At 60.8% G+C, this 16,365-nt stretch carries 18 protein-coding genes and 2 pseudogenes; 4 read left to right on the top strand and 16 right to left on the bottom strand.

The window, feature by feature from the left end; translation table 11 throughout:
- Window positions 1–357: 357 nt before the first annotated feature.
- The 9 genes and pseudogenes from BRAGE_RS52405 to BRAGE_RS0105560 all read right to left on the bottom strand — a co-directional run bounded on the left by BRAGE_RS52405 (window position 358) and on the right by BRAGE_RS0105560 (window position 5,220).
- Entirely contained in the window at window positions 358–1,176 is an 819-nt protein-coding gene (locus tag BRAGE_RS52405; protein ID WP_084334719.1) for an IS110 family transposase, read from the bottom strand.
- A 31-nt stretch (window positions 1,177–1,207) separates the two neighbouring features.
- On the bottom strand, window positions 1,208–1,684 hold the full coding sequence (locus BRAGE_RS56630; RefSeq protein ID WP_231164089.1) for a lytic transglycosylase domain-containing protein: 477 nt from the start codon (window positions 1,682–1,684) through the stop codon (window positions 1,208–1,210).
- Between the two features lie 355 nt (window positions 1,685–2,039).
- Window positions 2,040–2,552 (bottom strand): S26 family signal peptidase, encoded by a 513-nt coding sequence (locus BRAGE_RS0105585; RefSeq protein WP_027562536.1) that lies wholly within the window; start codon window positions 2,550–2,552, stop codon window positions 2,040–2,042.
- Window positions 2,549–3,013: a DUF2840 domain-containing protein gene (locus tag BRAGE_RS0105580; RefSeq protein ID WP_027562535.1), complete on the bottom strand. Its 465-nt coding sequence runs from the start codon at window positions 3,011–3,013 to the stop codon at window positions 2,549–2,551. The genes BRAGE_RS0105585 and BRAGE_RS0105580 overlap by 4 nt, the downstream gene beginning before the upstream one ends.
- A gap of 387 nt (window positions 3,014–3,400) precedes the next feature.
- Window positions 3,401–3,573 (bottom strand): annotated as a pseudogene (locus tag BRAGE_RS56625) (replication initiator protein A); the annotation flags it as partial.
- A gap of 22 nt (window positions 3,574–3,595) precedes the next feature.
- The gene (locus BRAGE_RS0105575; RefSeq protein ID WP_027562534.1) at window positions 3,596–3,877 is read right to left on the bottom strand and encodes a helix-turn-helix transcriptional regulator; all 282 of its coding nucleotides are present in this window, start codon (window positions 3,875–3,877) and stop codon (window positions 3,596–3,598) included.
- Window positions 3,878–4,010: 133 nt separating this feature from the next.
- A complete protein-coding gene (locus tag BRAGE_RS0105570; RefSeq protein WP_231164090.1) occupies window positions 4,011–4,520 on the bottom strand; it encodes a DUF2285 domain-containing protein in 510 nt (169 codons plus the stop codon).
- A 67-nt stretch (window positions 4,521–4,587) separates the two neighbouring features.
- Window positions 4,588–4,782 carry a transcriptional regulator domain-containing protein gene (locus BRAGE_RS0105565; RefSeq protein ID WP_027562532.1) on the bottom strand — a complete coding sequence of 65 codons (195 nt, stop codon included), beginning with the start codon at window positions 4,780–4,782 and terminating at the stop codon, window positions 4,588–4,590.
- A 165-nt stretch (window positions 4,783–4,947) separates the two neighbouring features.
- Window positions 4,948–5,220, bottom strand: a complete 273-nt coding sequence (locus BRAGE_RS0105560; protein ID WP_027562531.1) for a hypothetical protein — start codon at window positions 5,218–5,220, stop codon at window positions 4,948–4,950.
- A gap of 188 nt (window positions 5,221–5,408) precedes the next feature.
- Here BRAGE_RS0105560 and BRAGE_RS0105555 point away from each other — a divergent pair, with 188 nt between their 5' ends.
- Window positions 5,409–5,645, top strand: coding sequence for a helix-turn-helix domain-containing protein (locus BRAGE_RS0105555; RefSeq protein ID WP_027562530.1), 237 nt, complete (start codon window positions 5,409–5,411; stop codon window positions 5,643–5,645).
- Between the two features lie 182 nt (window positions 5,646–5,827).
- Here the strand turns inward: BRAGE_RS0105555 and BRAGE_RS47805 are convergent, their stop codons facing one another.
- Window positions 5,828–6,667: a shikimate dehydrogenase family protein gene (locus BRAGE_RS47805; RefSeq protein ID WP_084334717.1), complete on the bottom strand. Its 840-nt coding sequence runs from the start codon at window positions 6,665–6,667 to the stop codon at window positions 5,828–5,830.
- Window positions 6,668–6,673: 6 nt separating this feature from the next.
- A pseudogene (locus tag BRAGE_RS47800) lies at window positions 6,674–7,844 on the bottom strand (dihydrodipicolinate synthase family protein).
- Between the two features lie 196 nt (window positions 7,845–8,040).
- On the opposite strand from BRAGE_RS47800, the gene BRAGE_RS0105540 reads away from it, so the two are divergent.
- Genes BRAGE_RS0105540 through BRAGE_RS0105530 form a run of 3 tightly spaced genes read left to right on the top strand, consistent with a single transcriptional unit; the run spans window position 8,041 to window position 10,936 of the window.
- A complete protein-coding gene (locus BRAGE_RS0105540) occupies window positions 8,041–9,144 on the top strand; it encodes an ABC transporter substrate-binding protein (protein WP_209440378.1) in 1,104 nt (367 codons plus the stop codon).
- A gap of 56 nt (window positions 9,145–9,200) precedes the next feature.
- On the top strand, window positions 9,201–10,085 hold the full coding sequence (locus tag BRAGE_RS0105535; RefSeq protein ID WP_027562528.1) for a carbohydrate ABC transporter permease: 885 nt from the start codon (window positions 9,201–9,203) through the stop codon (window positions 10,083–10,085).
- The gene (locus tag BRAGE_RS0105530) at window positions 10,085–10,936 is read left to right on the top strand and encodes a carbohydrate ABC transporter permease (protein WP_027562527.1); all 852 of its coding nucleotides are present in this window, start codon (window positions 10,085–10,087) and stop codon (window positions 10,934–10,936) included. Before BRAGE_RS0105535 ends, BRAGE_RS0105530 begins: the two co-directional genes overlap by 1 nt.
- A gap of 363 nt (window positions 10,937–11,299) precedes the next feature.
- Here the strand turns inward: BRAGE_RS0105530 and BRAGE_RS0105525 are convergent, their stop codons facing one another.
- The 5 genes from BRAGE_RS0105525 to BRAGE_RS47795 all read right to left on the bottom strand — a co-directional run bounded on the left by BRAGE_RS0105525 (window position 11,300) and on the right by BRAGE_RS47795 (window position 16,204).
- Window positions 11,300–11,620, bottom strand: a complete 321-nt coding sequence (locus BRAGE_RS0105525) for a DUF736 domain-containing protein (protein ID WP_027562526.1) — start codon at window positions 11,618–11,620, stop codon at window positions 11,300–11,302.
- Window positions 11,621–12,164: 544 nt separating this feature from the next.
- Entirely contained in the window at window positions 12,165–12,647 is a 483-nt protein-coding gene (locus tag BRAGE_RS0105520; RefSeq protein WP_027562525.1) for a hypothetical protein, read from the bottom strand.
- A 140-nt stretch (window positions 12,648–12,787) separates the two neighbouring features.
- Window positions 12,788–13,711, bottom strand: a complete 924-nt coding sequence (locus BRAGE_RS0105515; protein WP_027562524.1) for a DUF2493 domain-containing protein — start codon at window positions 13,709–13,711, stop codon at window positions 12,788–12,790.
- A 329-nt stretch (window positions 13,712–14,040) separates the two neighbouring features.
- Entirely contained in the window at window positions 14,041–15,102 is a 1,062-nt protein-coding gene (locus tag BRAGE_RS0105510) for a DUF7146 domain-containing protein (RefSeq protein ID WP_027562523.1), read from the bottom strand.
- Window positions 15,103–15,301: 199 nt separating this feature from the next.
- Entirely contained in the window at window positions 15,302–16,204 is a 903-nt protein-coding gene (locus tag BRAGE_RS47795) for an ArdC family protein (protein WP_231164407.1), read from the bottom strand.
- Window positions 16,205–16,365: the final 161 nt, after the last annotated feature.

The following is a 16,365-nucleotide window of genomic DNA, read 5'->3' as shown; positions in this document are numbered from 1 at the left end:
CATTCCTACGCTTTTCTTCGACTCTTCGCACTTCGGCCATGACAGACTCCCTGCATCGACAACGCACACGCGTCACCGCAACGCTTGCGATCAGCATTCACCAGGCGGGGTCCATGCGTTCCTTCGCGTTCAGCACTTCGGCCGTCGCATGCTCTTCATCAGGTTCGTAAACAGGGCTGTCCAAGCAGTCCGGCGCTCTCGTTCCCGAAGGACGGCAGCAGGCAAGAGATAGCGGACATTCCCCGTTTCGCGGCCCCGCCAGGGGACGCTCACCGCGCGCGCGGATCTCTAAATTCGTTCCCTCCTCAGCATGTTGGGAGCGGTCCCAGCCTCTTCCTATGCTCGTCTACGTAGCTGCTACTGCGCTGGCTTTAGGCGCAGCCGTTGCGTGACCTTGGCGCCGAATCCGACGTGGAAGTCGGTCTCGCTGACCCACATCCGGTGGAGAATACCCGCGAGCTTCCGCGCGACCGCGGCAATCGCACACAGCATGCTCGACCGCTTGGCTATCCGCAGGCCCCACGCCCGCAAGGCCGACCATTTTCTGACCCGTAGCAGCAGACTTGCAGCCGCCTCACACAGCGCCTCCCGCACGGAGATATCGCCCTGTTTGCTGATCCGACCCTCAAAATCGATCGATGTACCGGATTGGTGGCGCTTCGGCGTCAGGCCAAAATGGGCGCCCACGGTGCGGGATCGGGCAAAGCGATGAGGGTCATCAACGCCAACCTTGAATGACAAAGCGACGACCGGACCGACGCCCGGAACCGTCATCAGACGCCGGCAAACAGGATCATGCTGGACCACCTGCAGGAGCACGCGATGCAGCCGATCGTAGCCCTCGAGGAGTGCGCGGCGCACGTCCAGCATGACCTGGATCGACATCACAAAAATCGGGTCGCTGTGCTCGATCAGCTCGCGGACACGGGCCTCAAAGGCACCTCGGGCAACCGCTCCGACGAGCAATCCATAGGCCCGCAGTGCACCCCGAACATGGTTCTCGAGGTCGATCAATTTGCGCTTGAGCAGCTTCCGGTTGGTCAACAACGTACGCATTTTCTGCATGTCGATATTCTTGACATGCACAGCGCGGTACCCGAAGGGCCGAGACACCCGAAGGGTGGCTCGGTGAGGAGCGAAGCGACGAGTAGAGCGCGGGCCGAAGGCATCGCCCATACGCCATCAGCTTGCGAACCCGCACACTTGGTCATTGCGATGCTCCCGAATCCGATCGAGGGACGAACATGCCAATTGGCCGGGGAACCATTTGCGAAACACCGGGCGCCGAGATTACGCTCGTGGCACCGCTCGGCGGCACAAGCGCCAGCAACCGATCGCGTGTCTTCATGAGATCGGATCGCGTGACGAATAGCGTCGCAGTTCCTGATGACTGTCCGCTGGACGGACACCTCGGCGGCAGTTCGATGGCAAGCAGATTTGCAAGCTTCGCGACGTATGCTCGCGTCTCGTCTGGCAGAGAGCCGCCTGCGAGATGCTCTTCATAGCGAGATGGTCCCGCGTTGTAGGCGGCAAACACGCCAGGCGAGCCATACCGGTCGAGCAGTTCGCGCAAGTACGCCGTGCCGGCCAGAATGTTGTCATGCGGGTCGTAGGGGTCGTTCCCGAGATTGTAGCGCTCGCGAAGGTCCGCCCAAGTCGCAGGCATGATTTGCATCAGGCCCATTGCGCCTTTTGGGATCTGGCGTGCACGTCACCAGCACTCTCAATGCTTTGAACTGATCGGATCCAGTTCGGCGCAATCGCAAAGCGTTGAGAGGCTTCATTGATGAAGCCGGCAAGTGAGTGAACGGTCTGACTGATCCCCGGCTGGCCGGCTGATCCGCTCTGGGCCAAAGCAGCACTGTCGAACGCGGTTAGAAGAAGCATCAGGGGCACGACAGCACAAACGCGCGTGCCCAACCGCCCGAAGCACGCAGTCGGGCTCGCGTCGGCCTTGCAGACATCGATCGAGACGGAGGTGCGATCCCGCAATCGATCAAACAAGGGAACGGGGAGGATAACACGTCGAATACACACCATCACTCCTCCCACGACCACACCGGGATCGCACGGCCGATCACGCTAGATGCCGGAAGAAATCCAAAATACCGGCCATCAAGAGAGTCGTCCGACTGCCAGTTCATCAGAAAAAGGTCGCCGCCGCCGACGACGCGGCAGCCCTGCCATTTCGGCAGCGGCCTGCCTCGTCTGTCGTGATCCTTCGCCTCGCCCACCGCGACGTCGTTGACCGAAATCGTGAGGCCGGTTCTGCAAACACTCTGCCCCGAAAGGGCGAGCACGCGCTTCAGCATCGGGACGCCAATGGGCAAATAGCCGTTAAGGTCGAGGAAGGTCGCGAGCGGCTCCGGCGGCTGCACGGCGACCAATTCGGTGACTTGGAATTGGTCCGCCGGTCGGAGGCGGTAGAGACCGATCGGCACGCTCGCGGATGCATTCCAGATGTAAAGCGGAAGTGGCTCCAGGACGATCGTCGCGACGAGCGCAGCAGCGACCCCAATTGCCGCGGCCGGCATCAGTAGGCGGCCCGTCATCGCATCACCTTTTGGCGATGAAGCCAGCCCTGATGGCGCGCTTTCGTATACGGACGCGGGTTTTCGTTCACGGAGAGGCGGTTGTGAGCGTGGTGCCAATGATCAGGCGCAACATCGGCGGGATCGATGCCGAGTGCCTCAACGGCGTCGACCATCTGCAGCACGCGCTCGACCTTCGGCCAACCTGACAGCCGCAGCAAAATCTCTCCGCCGGGTGTCACATACGGGACGGTCGAGCAGCGCTGTCCCGGCGCGACCGCGCGCAAGATGTCGATCCGCGAAATGATCGTCCCAAAGTCATTGGACGTCCAACGGACGAAGGCAAAGATGCTGCCGGGCGCAAATGACAGGACACGCCGATGGCGATCAAGGTTCCGTTCCTTGACAAGGCGACCAAACCGAACGCGGTTTTCGATACGCTTCTCGAGCCACAGCACTTCCACTTCGGTCAAATTGCTCATGCCGCAGCTCCCCGACGCAGGAGCTGCCAGCCGTGAGCATGGGGTTCGGCGAAAAGCGTATGCGACTTGGAGAGCCAAACAGGACTGGCGGCCTGCAGCTGCCGATCGTCTCCAACGCAGTTTTCGGCCTGGTGCGTTAGAAGAAATCCGAAGGATTTTTGGGTAGTAAAGTTAGAGCAGCCGGAAAGCGCGAAGAAACAAGCTCTTAAGCTCGATTTCGGTCCCCAATACCACGAGGATCCGGTCCCCGATAGCACGAGGGTTGCGGTCCCCGATAGCACGAGCTGATTCACAGGTTGTCCTCCGAATTTGGAATGAGACCGCGCCGGCGCAGGCGTGCCGTTAAGGGATCGACAGGCGTAGGCGCGAAGTTCAGCCGCTCGGTGCCACCAGGATTGCGATCGCACCGGCATGAAAATCGATCGGCACGGTTCGCTTGTTTTTGCAAGCGAGAAGAACGGATAAGCCATCAGATCCTGCGCATCGCGAGGCGCGAGATCACCGGGCAGCGCCCGAAAGAGCTCAAGCTGGTCGCGCTCGGAATGGTGTTTGCGCCGCATAGTCACTGCTCTCATGCGGCAATCAGCGACGTTCCTGACCTGCGTAAGGACGCAGGGCCGGATGCTTCTTGGCGGGCAGCACGGTCCCCTTGCCGGGATCGGATGTCGAGGTCTTGGCACCGCGATCGGCCCACGCTTTCAGGTCATCGACGGCGTAAACGACCCGTCCGCCAATCTTCCGATATATTGGTCCCGTGCCGTACGTGCGGTGCTTCTCCAGCGTCCGACCGGACAGGCCAAGGTAACGCGCGGCCTCCGGGGTACGCAGGAAGCGCGGGGGTAGACCGGCCATCGGATCGGGCATTTGAGGACTCCAGGATGACAGCGCACCGCGCATGGCGGCGTCAGCGTGTGTGCGGTCATCATGGAGAAGCGCGACCTCGGAGGGGGATGCCGAATTTTGGGGATACGATTTTCGGCACCCCCTGGGGACTGCGCTACTCGTCCTTACGCCCCGGGCGCAGAAGTTTGCGGTAACCACCGCGCATCAACGCGAGGCCGCCTTGCACCAGGCGGATTGTTCGATTGCGCAGATCATGCGTCTTCCAGGCGCGATCGGGGATGCGCTTTTTGCCGAACAGCGCTTCGGCGATAGCGCGATAACTGCCGCCGGCGCTATGCGCATCGAGCGCGCGGATCGCGGCGCCGAGGCGTTCGCGCCGCTGTTTGGATAGTGTGTGAAATGCAGGACCAGGCGCGCGTCCATTCATGGCGCGCCAGAGCCGCCGGGCTGCATAGGCGCGCTCTTCTAAATCGCCGTCGAATGGCAACTCGGCCGCATATGATGCGCCGAGCACCGGTGGCTCTTTGGACCAGACACGGTGATCTACCGCACCGATGCGAAGCACGGCATGCCAGCCGTCGACAGCGCGGCGCACCTGGCCAGTTGTAAGGTCAAGCAGTGGCTGAGACGCCGGCCCGAGTTCGGCCGTCGCGGCAACCGTCACCGGAACGACCGCCGCTAGAACCTCGGGCGCCCAAAAGATCGTCTGCTCGTCGAACGACCTCTGCGGGTCATGGGCGAAAGCAGATGCCCCACCTCCTCCTGAATTCCTCGGTCACTTCGCCGTTCGGGCTATCGGCAATCATCACCTCGTACTCGCGCCGATAGTCCGCATTGCGGCGAAGACATTCCCAGGCGATGTCGGTGGCTTCCGCTTCTTGTAGGCTCTTGTAGGAATCCGGCGACCGCCAGTCGAATTCAGGCATTGCTTCCGCCCCATTGCACGCTGCTAACAAGGATTGCGGCGCAATAGGTATGAACGAAGCGGTTGTAGGAAGACCCTAGTTTGGCACCACGTGGTGCTTTCGCGTGACCACTTGCTGGCAAGAGAATATCATTTCTAGAGAGGCGCTTTAGTCGATGAAGTTCTTCTAATCAGAGGCCGCGCCGCGTAAGAGACGCCCCTGTTCAGTCATCCACTTGGCGCGCGCGAGATGACTCTGATATGCATTGCGCGCGCGATCTGGCTCAACCTTCGGATCGATATGCAGCACTATTCGTGCGACCTCCTGCCAGTCCGCCCCCTCACCTTCGGCCTGCAGAAGACGAACGTAGGTTATAATGTGCTGCTCGTCGTAAGGTGTCGACGCTGGCCCGGTGGGAGCCAGGTCAGCCACATCGGGATCGAGCGGCGGTGTTTGCATAATCCTTCCAAAAGTTTTCATGGTAGCCCTCAATGCGTTCGGGCCACGCTTCCTTGAAAGCCGCACTTTAGCTGCATTCGACAGACCGATACCAGAGCATCGGGCGCTAACCGTTGGGTTGTGCAACCTCTCCTTTTGTCGAGAATACTCCGTGGTGAAATACTCTTCAAGACGATGCCCTCTCGGGCATGAACATTCGCGAGGTGCTGGCGCTCAATTTGAGAAAACTCCGGCAGGCGAAGAGCCTGTCGCAAGAAGAACTTGCGCACCGCGCAGACATTGACCGAACGTATATCAGCGCCCTCGAACGAAGCGTGTATGCCGCTAGTATCGACGTTGTTGATAACCTGGCCCAAGTGTTAGGCGTCGAGGCAGCGGATCTATTGAGGCGACCTTCGTCGCGAGCCGAAAAGAAAAAAACGTAAAAGTCGGCATGAGCCTGGGAGACGCGGCTCCTTGACCTACGACTAGGGCGTGTACCATAAATGCCGAGGTCCGCTGATTCCTCAACGGGGGCGCAGCAGCAAAGATTGTGCGAGGTCCGAGAAGGGCCAAAAGCGGAAGTAAGGCCTAAACGGAATGTCGCCGCTTCATGAGGTAAGGCCAGTCACTGCTGGTCCGAACCGGCGCCGAATTCGTCAGATGATAACAGAAAATCGACCATCGTCTCCTGAAGCGCTCGGTACATGTCGTGGCCTGTCGAGCAGACGCAGCCGATGGAGCGGGCGGCTCGGATCAAAGCGGTCTCGCCAGTCGCTGTCACGACATCACCGACGATCATAGTGGGGCGCAACCGTTCGAGGTTTATCGGAGAGTCTTGAAGGTTCTCCATGCCCGCCGGAGTTGCATTGGCGACTATATCGAATTCACCAGGATCGCTTTCCACTTCGCAGACCCGATCGTCAAAGCGCTGCCTCAGCTTTTGGACAAGCTCGCGCTTACGCATTTTGTCAATGTCATGGATCGAAAGTCGGTCGACGCCGGCCTCGAGCAGCGCGTAGCCTATTGCAGTCCCGGCTCCGCCAGCACCGAGCAAAAGGGCTCGCTTTCCGGCAAGAACGTCGCCTTTCTGAAGAATGGCGTCGACGAAGCCCTGTCCGTCGCACATGTCTCCCTCCCATGCACCGGAGCGAGAGCGGCGCATGACGTTGACGGCTTGCAGAAACGAGGCCCGTTCGGTCACCTGTTTGCAGTGCTGGAACGCGGCGAATTTGTGCGGAACGGTGATGACGAGGCCGTCCAGATTACGGATGGCCTCCAGCGCGCGCACGACGTCATCGAAGTCGCTCGAGGTCACGTGCAGCGGGACGAGGATCGCATTGCGCGATCTCGCTCGTAGCGAAGCGGTAACCTGAGCCGGCGACTTTACCTGACCTATGGGGTCACCGAGAATGGCGAACACCGTCGACGATCGACTGCAAGAAATTCTCCTGCCGTAGGTGCTCACCGCATTTCAGGCTTCGATTCCGCGTGCGGCGATGATCGTTTTCATTCGCCTCGCCGCAAGGTCGGGATCACGCAAGATTCCAGCCTTGTCGGAGAGCCGGAAGAGTTCGGCCAAATGCAGGGTCGAGCGCGCTTTCCTGGCCTCCGACCATGGTGAAGTGGTCCTGGTGCCCGTTGAGATAGGCGAGGAACACAACGCCGGTCTTGTAGAAACGCGTAGGCGCCTTGAAGATATGACGCGAAAGGGGAACGGTCGGCGCGAGAATCTTGTCGAACGCCTCGCGGTCACCGTCCGCCAGGCTGGTGAGAGCTGATGCCGCTGCAGGCGCGATGGCATCGAATATTCCGAGAAGGGCATGCGAATAGCCCTCACTATCGCCAGCGATCAATTCGGCGTAGTTGAAGTCGTCTCCGGTATACATGCGGACACCTTTTGCAAGGCGCCTGCGCATCGCGACTTCCTTGTCCTTGTCGAGCAGCGAAATCTTGATGCCGTCGACCTTGGAGGCGTGTTCGTCGATGATCGCCAGAACCGTGTTCATGGCGGCGTCCACGTCCGTCGATCCCCAATAGCCGGCGAGGGCTGGGTCGAACATGTCGCCGAGCCAGTGGAGAATCACGGGTTCGCGGACCTGTCGAAGGATCCGGGAGTAGGCCTTGACGTAGTCGTCCGCATTCCTGGCGGCCCGGGTCAGCGCGCGCGAACACATCAGGATGATCCGTCCGCCGAGCTTCTCGATGTCGGAGATCTGGCGCTCGTAGGCCGCAATGACCTCATCGATCGTCGATGGCGCATTATCCGGGAGATGATCGGTACCGGCCCCCGAGAAGACGAGCCCGTTGCTCGCTTTCGCCGCTGCGACTGAGCGGCGAATGAGCTCCAGCGAAGTCGGCCAATCGAGACCCATGCCGCGTTGGGCGGTATCCATCGCCTCGGCAACGCCGAGCCCGAGACGCCAAAGATACTCACGGAAAGCGATCGTACGATCCCAATCGACGGCGCAGGTGAGCCACGGATCGCATTCTGCGAGCGGATCGGCGACCACATGTGCCGCGGAGAAGGCGATCCGGTTCATGCGACCGGTCTGGCGGTCCGGAAATGGCGTCGCTTGGCTGAGCGCGTACGACTCCAGGCTTCCGTTCGCAGCAGGCAGGCGAAGAACTGTCTTGGAAGTCACGACGACATCTCCGGATCAGGACGTTGATGAAACGATAAGGGAGAAAGATGTGATGCTGGGAATTGATTTACGGAGCTTTCGCTCGGCAATTGCGATTGGCGCTACCCTGGGCAGTCTGGCGATCGCGCCGGCGAATGCGCAAACCGGTCAGTTGACGATCAATACCGACCGCAGCGGAGCGGGTCAGAAGGCGGCTATGACGAAGATCGCCAGCGATTTCGAGGCCAAGAACCCGGGTACGAAGGTCACCATCAATTTTAGCGATGTCGAGTCCTACAAGACGTCGATCCGCAACTTCCTCGTCACGACGCCGCCAGACCTTGCGTTCTGGTTCACCGGTGCGCGCATGCGCGCCTTCAGCAAGCGGGGTGCTTTCGAGGACATCAGCAAGTTCTACACTGACCAGAACCTCAAGGACGTCATGGGGCCGTTTCTTCCGGCGGTCACCGACGGCGGCAAGCAATTCATGATGCCGACGAACTTCACGACGTGGGGCTTCTTCTACAACAAGGAGGTTTTCGAGCGGGTCGGCATTGCGCCTCCCAAGACCTGGGACGAGTTAATGGCGGCCGCCGCCAAGCTCAAGGCTGCCAACGTGATCCCCTTTACGATCGGCACCCGCGATCTCTGGGCAAACGATCTCTGGTTCGACTACCTCGATTTGAGACTGAATGGCCTCGATTTCCACATGGCCCTCATGGACGGCAAGGAGTCGTACACGGACGAACGCGTCAAGAAGGTCTTCGCGACCTGGCAGCAGCCGATCGAGAAGGGATATTTTCTGGAAAATGCGTCGTCCTATGGTTGGCAGGAAGCGATTCCACTGCTCGCTCAGGGTAAGGCGGCAATGTACCTGCTCGGACCCTATGTCCTGACCTCGCTGCCGGCCGACGTTCACGGCAAGATCGGCTTTTTTCCGTTCCCGGGAATAGATGCGAAGAACAACAGCTTCGAAGAAGTCTCGATCAACGGCGTCGGCATCCCGTCGGGCGCCAAGAACAAGGAGCTTGCGCTCAAATTCCTGGCGTTCCTTGCGCAGCCGGACAATCTTGCGGCGTTCGCCAAGGCTGGTGCGGTGTTGCCCGCCAGGACGGACGTGGCGCTCGACGACCAGTTCTCGCAGGTCCAGATGAAGCTGGTTCAGACCGCAAAGGGAACGTCGCAGTTCTACGACCGCGACACGGATCCTGAAATGGCGCAGATCGGCATGAGGGGCTTCCAGGAATTCCTGGCGAACCCGCAACGCGGGGAAGCCATTCTTGAGCGCCTTGAGGCGGCCCGCAAGCGCATCTTCAAATGAGCGAGAAGACCGAAATGGCCGACTATGCGGACCTTGCTGTGGTTCCCCGCACGCGCATGCAGCGCGTGTGGGAGACTCGCGCAGTCTGGTTGACCCCGCTCCTATTGTTGGCCGCTCCGGTCTCGATATTCGTTCTGCTGATCGTCATTCCGATCATCCAAAGCATCTGGATCAGTTTCTATGACTGGGACGGGACCGGCCCGGCAAGCTGGGTCGGGCTCGGCAACTATGCCGAACTCTTCGCCGATCCGCAGTTCTACGTGTCGCTGAAAAACAACGTCATCTGGCTTCTGCTGTTTCTCTTGGCTCCGGTCGTCGGCCTGGCGATCGCCGTATTCCTGAACCAGACGCTTCCGGAGATGCGCTTCGTCAAATCAATCTTCTTCATTCCTCTCGTGCTTGCCCATGTGATCATCGGCGTAGTGTTCACCTGGTTCTACGATCCGACTTTCGGTATAATCGCCATTCTCGCGAGAGCGGTGGGAATGACACCGCCGGCGATTTTATCCAATGAGCATCTGGTCACATTCGGCATCATTGCCGCCGCATTGTGGTCGCAGATCGCGTTCTGCCTCGTGCTTTTCCTCGCCGGTCTCTCCCAGCTCGACGACGACCTCATCGCCGCAGGACGCCTTGACGGCGCAAGCGGCTGGCCCTTGTTCTATTACGTGGTGCTGCCTCAGCTCAGGCCCGTTGCCTTCGTAGCCACAATCATCACCGTGATCATGTCGCTGCGAAACTTCGATATGATTGCGATCATGACGCAGGGTGGACCGTACGGAAGTTCGACCGTTCTCGCCTATCAGATGTTCGATGCGACTATCTTCAGCTATCGGGCCGGGTATGGCGCGGCAATCGCCACCGTCCTATTCGCAATCATGAGCGTCTACATCGCCTGGTTCCTTCGGTACACCCTTAAGCAGGAGGCGGCGGAGCGCTGATGTATCCTACGCCAATCCAAGACAGCTCACTTCCCGTGCGCGTCGGATATCGATTCGTACTCTACGTCGCGATCGCGGTTTGGATCGCCCCCCTGATCGCGATCGTCATGACCGCGATCCGCGCGCAGAGCGACCTGCTGGCCGGAAACTATTGGGGGATGCCGCAGCAGTTTGCACTGGTCGAGAATTTCCGGGAGATCTTTGCCAGCTCCCCAATGGGCATGTTCTTCGTAAATAGCATCGTGGTCACCGTGACGACAGTTGTGGGCGTGCTGATCTTAAGCACGCTCGCTGCGGTCGCGCTCGCAAAGTATCCTTTCCCGGGGCGAACGCTCGTCTTCTCCATGTTCATTGCCGGCAACTTCGTTCCGTATCAGATTTTGATGATTCCAGTGCGCGGCATCGTCCTCTCGCTGGGCCTCTACGACTCGATCTGGGCTCTGATCATATTTCACACGGCATTCCAGACTGGTTTTGCAACGTTGTTTCTGCGCAACTTTGTGGTCGCCCTTCCGAATGAACTTTTCGAAGCGGCGAGGCTGGAGGGAGCGAGCGAGTTCACGATCATCTGGCAAATCATCCTGCCTCTTCTGAGGCCAGCTTTGGCGGGCCTTTCCGTGCTGGTATTCACATTTGTCTGGAATGACTATTTCTGGGCTCTCGTGCTGGTCCAGAGCGACGCGGCAAAGCCGCTTACTTTGGGACTTGCGGGCCTCAAGGGAGAATGGCTTACCGCCTGGAATCTGATCTCGGCAGGTTCGTTGGCGGCGGCGCTTCCGCCTGTTGTGCTTTTCTTTCTCACCCAGAAGCACTTCGTCGCAGGCCTTACGGTCGGAGCTGTGAAATCGTAGGGGATGTGGCGTGGGTGGCGACACCTTCTCATCTCGGCGGATAGCGATGGAGATGTCGAGTTGCAGGTCGTGATCTGACAAACATGTCGAAGTCCGCTTTGGGGTCAGAACCAGCAATACTCCGATTGAGCAGAAGATATCTGCTTTAGAGCCCAAAGCCGACCTCAGGCCTTCATGAATACGCGTCCTAGCCGGCGCGAATGCTCCGGTTGCTTGGACATGGTCACTGTCACTCGATCTAATCAAACTGATCGCTGGCGCCACGTTCTGCGTCCGTCCGGCTTGATCTGCTCATCTTTGGACGCACGGCCACGGGCTTGAAGCCCCGCCCGATCTGCTCGGGCGGGACTCAGTGGAGCGCTTTTACTCGCCGCTCTTGCGCGGCCGCGACCACAGGAGGGTGTAGCCTTCGCCGCCTTCATCGTCGAACAGGTTTGCGTAGATCGGCGCGTTGAATGACGGGTCGTCGAGCTTGAGCGAGAGGTAGTCGCGCCCCTCCTCGGAGCGCTTCGACCAGGCGGCCCCGATCTCGGCCCGGCCCACGTAGATGCGGTGGCTGGGAGCGTTGTCGTTGGAGCGGTTGGTCTCGGCGACGATACGGACGCCCTTGGCTTGCAGGCTGAGAGTGACGATCTCGCCCTGGAAATCGTTGCCGACCTTCTTGAAAGAACCGATGTTAGCCATGTGACTTCTCCTGTTGTGTTTCGAGCCCGCGACCACCGCGGCCCCGATGGCGATCTGCAGGCCGAGGACGATCGGCGACGCACCCGCTCGCGGGCCGGAGCGCAGCGGAGGACACCGTTGTGGCGACTTTCTTGTCTCGCGAGGAATGGGCGAAGCCCAGGGGAAGAAAGTCGCAACAACGGTGTTGCGGCTCAGACGATCGAGGCGAAGCCGGTCTTCGGCCAGATCAAGCCATCAACGAGGCCACGTGCGTTGCGTGCGAACCGCAACCTCGGGAGAAGGCGTGGCGTATCTCGGTAGTGCTGAACAAGAGGTGGCAACGATTCGGCGCAGAAAGAGAAGCAATCTGCTGCAAACGGCGGTATCGTCTCCGAAGAGACAATCGAGACATCGCCGCTCCGCCGGGGGCTTGGTGGGCCCGGCCGAAATGGGGCGCTTGGTCAAGGCCCCGAGAGGGACTGCCCCTCCCCGCTCAGGTCCCGATCATCCCTCGTTCAATGCTTCGATCTATGCGAGCCTGCTCGACGAAGAAGGCGATGAAAGGTCATCCCTCGCGCGTAGCGGCTGGAAGAACTGGGTGCGACGGATTCGCCGCGAGCCCAGCCAGTTCGAGCGAGCGCGGCTCTGCAAAAGCAGTCAAGCGTGTCCACGTTGTGCCCCCAATACAGACCGCGCCAAGGCAAGCTAGGATCTCTCGCCAAGCCAGCGAGGGCATACCGATCTGGGACAGAGCGAACGCCACATGATAGCCGGCGACGGCGGCGGGAATAGCGAATGCTGTCGCGATTGCGATGCGCAAGGCCAAGGACCGAGCAACGGCAACCGCGATCTGGCCGAGGACGAGCGTCAGCGCACCGCCCGCCGTTGCGATAAGCAGCGCGCCGACGACGCCGGCGCCGCTCTGCAACGCCGTCAGCCCGATACTCAGTGCGACGAAAAACGGCAAGGCATACACAGCAAGCGCAAAGATCGCCCAGCAGAACAAACCGATGCCGAGTGTGTTGAGAATAAGCCCAATGGCGAGCATGGTGGTGGCTCCATGGGCATAGATTTGAGAGTCGCGCCTTCCACCACCACCACGGCGCGACCTGGACATAAGATCGAAAACGAGGCAGAGTTGCGGCGCATGCAACTACGCGTTCACGCCTGGAGGCGAGAAGGCAGCGCTCACGCGCCGCCGAACCTCCAGACGGGGATGCCGAGCCGCTTTGCCTTGTCGGCGAGGTTGTCCTGGATCCCCGTGCCCGGGAAGTGCATGACGCCAATCGGCAGGAACTCGAGCATGGCGTCGTTGCGCTTGAAGGGTGCCGCTTTGGTGTGCCTCGTCCAGTCGGGCTTGAAGGCGATCTGAGGCACCCTGCGATTGGTCGCCCATTTGGAGGCGATAAGCTCGGCCCCTTTCGGTGAGCCGCCATGGAGCAGGACCATGTCGGGATGCTTGGCGTGGACCTTGTCGAGGCGGTCCCAGATGAGGTGGTGGTCATTGAAGTCGAGCCCACCGGTGAGTGCGATCTTCGGCCCTTGCGGCAACAAGACCTCGGTTTCAGCGCGACGCTTGGCTGCGATGAAGTCGCGGGAGTCGATCATTGCCGCGGTCAGCGTGCGGTGGTTCACGAGCGATCCCGATCGAGGGCGCCAGGACGATCCGGTGTGCGCTTCAAAGCGTTCGATGGCCTGGTCGCGGAAGAGCTCCAGGCAGTTGCGGCGCTCGATCAAGGTGATGCCTTCGGCCGTCAAGCGCTCGAGTTCGACTGATCGTACCTCAGAGCCATTCTGCTCGCGCTGGCTCTTCTGCTGCGCCTGCTCGTTGTCGTCTAGATGGCGCTCGATGCGATCGACGGCACGATGGAACAGGTTGACGGTCGACCAGAGCAGATCGCCTAGGTCCGGCTCGAGCCGCGTGTCGCTCAATGTCGCGACCAGGGCGTCGAACACATCGGCGACGGCGCCGGCGATCATCCTGCCCTCGGGAAGCGGTCGTGGGTCAGGCTGGTCGTCGAAGGGACGGTAGCCGAAGAGCTGTAGTTCAGTGAGGACGTGGTCAGTTGGAGAAGAAGCGTGCGGCGATTCGATGTCGTCGTGGTCGGTCATTGGAGGACCCTTTGCCGGATCGGCCGCGCCCATCGCGGCCTTCGTGGCGATCACTCAGACGGCGGGCGGAGCGGGCCAGAACCCGCAAGGGCCGAAGCGGCAGCGGAGGATGGCGGAGGCCGGCTATTTTGCTTCGCGATGCAAAGCGCGCTGGTTTGACGGCTGATGTGCCGTCTCATCGCTCGCGCGCGGCGGAAAATAGCCGGGCGTAGCCATTGCCGGCCCGGTCCGCTTGCCGTCCGATCGCCCTCTAGAAGGCCGAGGTCGCGTCCTCTTCCGGCAATGGCCTCGTTAATGACCGACCTACAACCGTCGATCGAAGCACCAGCCTATTCTGCGGCTACCGTCGACGAATGCAGGAAGCGGACGACGTCTTCTGGCACGAGTTGAAGCCGCAACGCTGCACGGAGGGGCTCGATACCGAAGATGTGCAGGTCTTCGTTGAAATCGCCCAGCCGGGGCGACAACGCAATCGCTTCAATGCCGGCTTCTTGCGCACGCTGGGTGAGCGTCGCCTGAACGGCATCTCCGGCGGCATCTGCGTCGCGGGCGATATAGAGCCGACGCAGGCCAGACGGCAGCAACATGGCTGAAAGGTGATTGGCCGAGAGCGCCGCGGCCATAGGCAGAGTCGGCAGCACGCAGCGCAATGAAAGCATGGTCTCGATCCCTTCGCCGGCGGCGAGCACGTCGTCCACCACGCCAAAGCGAACGGCGTTGCCGAGCAGGTCGCCCATGGCCCGTCGTGGCGTGTCGATCGGAGCCTTGCCGAGACGAATGCGATCAAAGCCATCTGGATCGAGCCACGTTCGGTGAGCGCCGGTGATCCTCCCCTCAAGGTCCGTGACGCAGGCGATCATCGCCGGCCAGATTTCGGTCGGCGAATGCTCGTCCGATCGATAGTAGCAACGAGGATGGAAGCGGAGGCTGCCACCATGGTTGACAAGGGCTATTCCACGACGCTGCATATACGTTTCGACCACCGTCCCCTCGATCCGGCTGGATATCGCAAAGAGCCGGCGGGCGGCTTCCTGCGATCCGGCCGGCGCCACCGAACGAACGGGTTTCGAGGCCAGCTGCGGCTCAGGACGAGGCAGCTTCAGAAACCGCCTCGCTTCCTCGGTGACCTCGCTGAAGTCGCGCAAACCCCGGCATTCGCGGATGATGTCGAGGAGGTCGCCATGCTCGCCGGTCGCAGCGTCAGTCCATTTGCCGGCTGCGCCCTTCGGCGATTCCTGGAGCCGCACGAACATCGAGCGGCCCGGCGTGTTGTGGACATCGCCGACCACCCAGTACCGCCCCGCCCGTTTGCCATTGGAGAGATAGTATCGGCACACTGCCTCGGCCTCGCGCGCGAGACGACGTGCCAGTTCGGCGGTGTCGGGGAACATCACGCGACTTCCCGCTCACTGACGCGCGCGACTGGATAGGTGTCGAGCACCCTTGTCCCGGGAAGGCGACAGCGTGATCTTTCTTTCGTCATTTTGGCTCTCCACGACGGGCGGCCGTGAGACACTCTCTCTCGGCTTCCAACCCGTCGCGAACAGCCTCCCCTCCTCTCACTCTCGCGCGGCTACACGAGGCCAAGCATCACGCCACCTCGTGATCGGCGACAACCGACCTCAGCGACGCGGGCTCAATGGACCCGGGAACGAAGCCGAGCAAATAGTCCGCGGCCTTGCTCGCCTGTGAGGCGGCACGCACGATGGCCCGATTGTCTTCGCGCAGGACCTGAAGCCAGGAGCCGATATAGTCGGCATGGCGCACGGTCGGCACGATCCCGAGCGACGCGCAGCTGAACGCGGAACTCAACTCGGCAACCAGCTCTTCAAAGGCATATTTCTTCGTACCGTAGGATCCGTTCTGGTCGCGGTTGAGGCGCGAGGGATGCCCAGTCGCATGACCGAGTTCATGCAACGCGGTGCGGTGCCAGTTGATGGGCTCGAAATAGGCCTGCGGCGGCGGGACTTGAACATAGTCTTCGGTTGTTGCATAGAATGCGCGATCCCCACCAATCCGAAATGGAATTCCGCTGGCCTTGATCAGAGCGTCGACCGTGGGTTCGATAAGCCCAGCCGGCGGTGGGGGCGCAGCGATGGCAATGTCATCGGGCAGTTCCTCGCACTGATCGGTATTGAAAACGGTAAATCGTTTGAGGAATGGAATCGCCTGCGCGTCTTCGTCGGTCACGGCGGCGCGTCGCTTTTCGTCATTCGGCACGAAACGATCCGCGTAGACAACAGTGGTGCCGCGCTCTCCCCTGCGAACGTGGCCGCCAAGCGAGAGCGCCTGACGAAAGGTGAGCCAACTTTGACCTGTAAATTCCCGTTCGATCACGGCTCCCCAAAGGATGAGGATGTTCAACCCGCTGTATTGCCGGTTGGTCGACGCGTTTTTCGGCATCGCCAGCGGCGCCTTCGCCGCGGCCGTACTCCAGGGCTGGACCCAGGGAACGCGTCCGGCCTCAAGCTCGGCGATGATCTTGTCGGTGATTTCGTTATAGAGGTTCGCGCGGTCCTAGCCGCCGCGCGCACGAGCAGTAGGGTTTAACATCGCGGGTCTCCGCGACGGGCACCGCGAGCCTCTCTCGCAGCTTGTAACCCGTCACGGAAAAACCCAGCCTGCACTCTTACTCTCGGCCTCTTCGAATTCTG

The sequence above is a fragment of the Bradyrhizobium genosp. SA-4 str. CB756 genome (genome assembly GCF_000473125.1).
GTDB lineage: Bacteria > Pseudomonadota > Alphaproteobacteria > Rhizobiales > Xanthobacteraceae > Bradyrhizobium > Bradyrhizobium arachidis.
This window is presented reverse-complemented; position numbering and strand designations above follow the sequence as displayed.

Coding starts and splice junctions, on each gene's coding strand:
- BRAGE_RS52405 (WP_084334719.1), bottom strand. CDS start 1,176: ATGGGCGATGCCTTCGGCCCGCGCTCTACTCGTCGCTTCGCTCCTCAC.
- BRAGE_RS56630 (WP_231164089.1), bottom strand. CDS start 1,684: ATGGGCCTGATGCAAATCATGCCTGCGACTTGGGCGGACCTTCGCGAG.
- BRAGE_RS0105585 (WP_027562536.1), bottom strand. CDS start 2,552: ATGACGGGCCGCCTACTGATGCCGGCCGCGGCAATTGGGGTCGCTGCT.
- BRAGE_RS0105580 (WP_027562535.1), bottom strand. CDS start 3,013: ATGAGCAATTTGACCGAAGTGGAAGTGCTGTGGCTCGAGAAGCGTATC.
- BRAGE_RS0105575 (WP_027562534.1), bottom strand. CDS start 3,877: ATGCCCGATCCGATGGCCGGTCTACCCCCGCGCTTCCTGCGTACCCCG.
- BRAGE_RS0105565 (WP_027562532.1), bottom strand. CDS start 4,782: ATGCCTGAATTCGACTGGCGGTCGCCGGATTCCTACAAGAGCCTACAA.
- BRAGE_RS0105560 (WP_027562531.1), bottom strand. CDS start 5,220: ATGCAAACACCGCCGCTCGATCCCGATGTGGCTGACCTGGCTCCCACC.
- BRAGE_RS0105555 (WP_027562530.1), top strand. CDS start 5,409: ATGAACATTCGCGAGGTGCTGGCGCTCAATTTGAGAAAACTCCGGCAG.
- BRAGE_RS0105540 (WP_209440378.1), top strand. CDS start 8,041: ATGACGAAGATCGCCAGCGATTTCGAGGCCAAGAACCCGGGTACGAAG.
- BRAGE_RS0105535 (WP_027562528.1), top strand. CDS start 9,201: ATGCAGCGCGTGTGGGAGACTCGCGCAGTCTGGTTGACCCCGCTCCTA.
- BRAGE_RS0105530 (WP_027562527.1), top strand. CDS start 10,085: ATGTATCCTACGCCAATCCAAGACAGCTCACTTCCCGTGCGCGTCGGA.
- BRAGE_RS0105525 (WP_027562526.1), bottom strand. CDS start 11,620: ATGGCTAACATCGGTTCTTTCAAGAAGGTCGGCAACGATTTCCAGGGC.
- BRAGE_RS0105520 (WP_027562525.1), bottom strand. CDS start 12,647: ATGCTCGCCATTGGGCTTATTCTCAACACACTCGGCATCGGTTTGTTC.
- BRAGE_RS0105515 (WP_027562524.1), bottom strand. CDS start 13,711: ATGACCGACCACGACGACATCGAATCGCCGCACGCTTCTTCTCCAACT.
- BRAGE_RS0105510 (WP_027562523.1), bottom strand. CDS start 15,102: ATGTTCCCCGACACCGCCGAACTGGCACGTCGTCTCGCGCGCGAGGCC.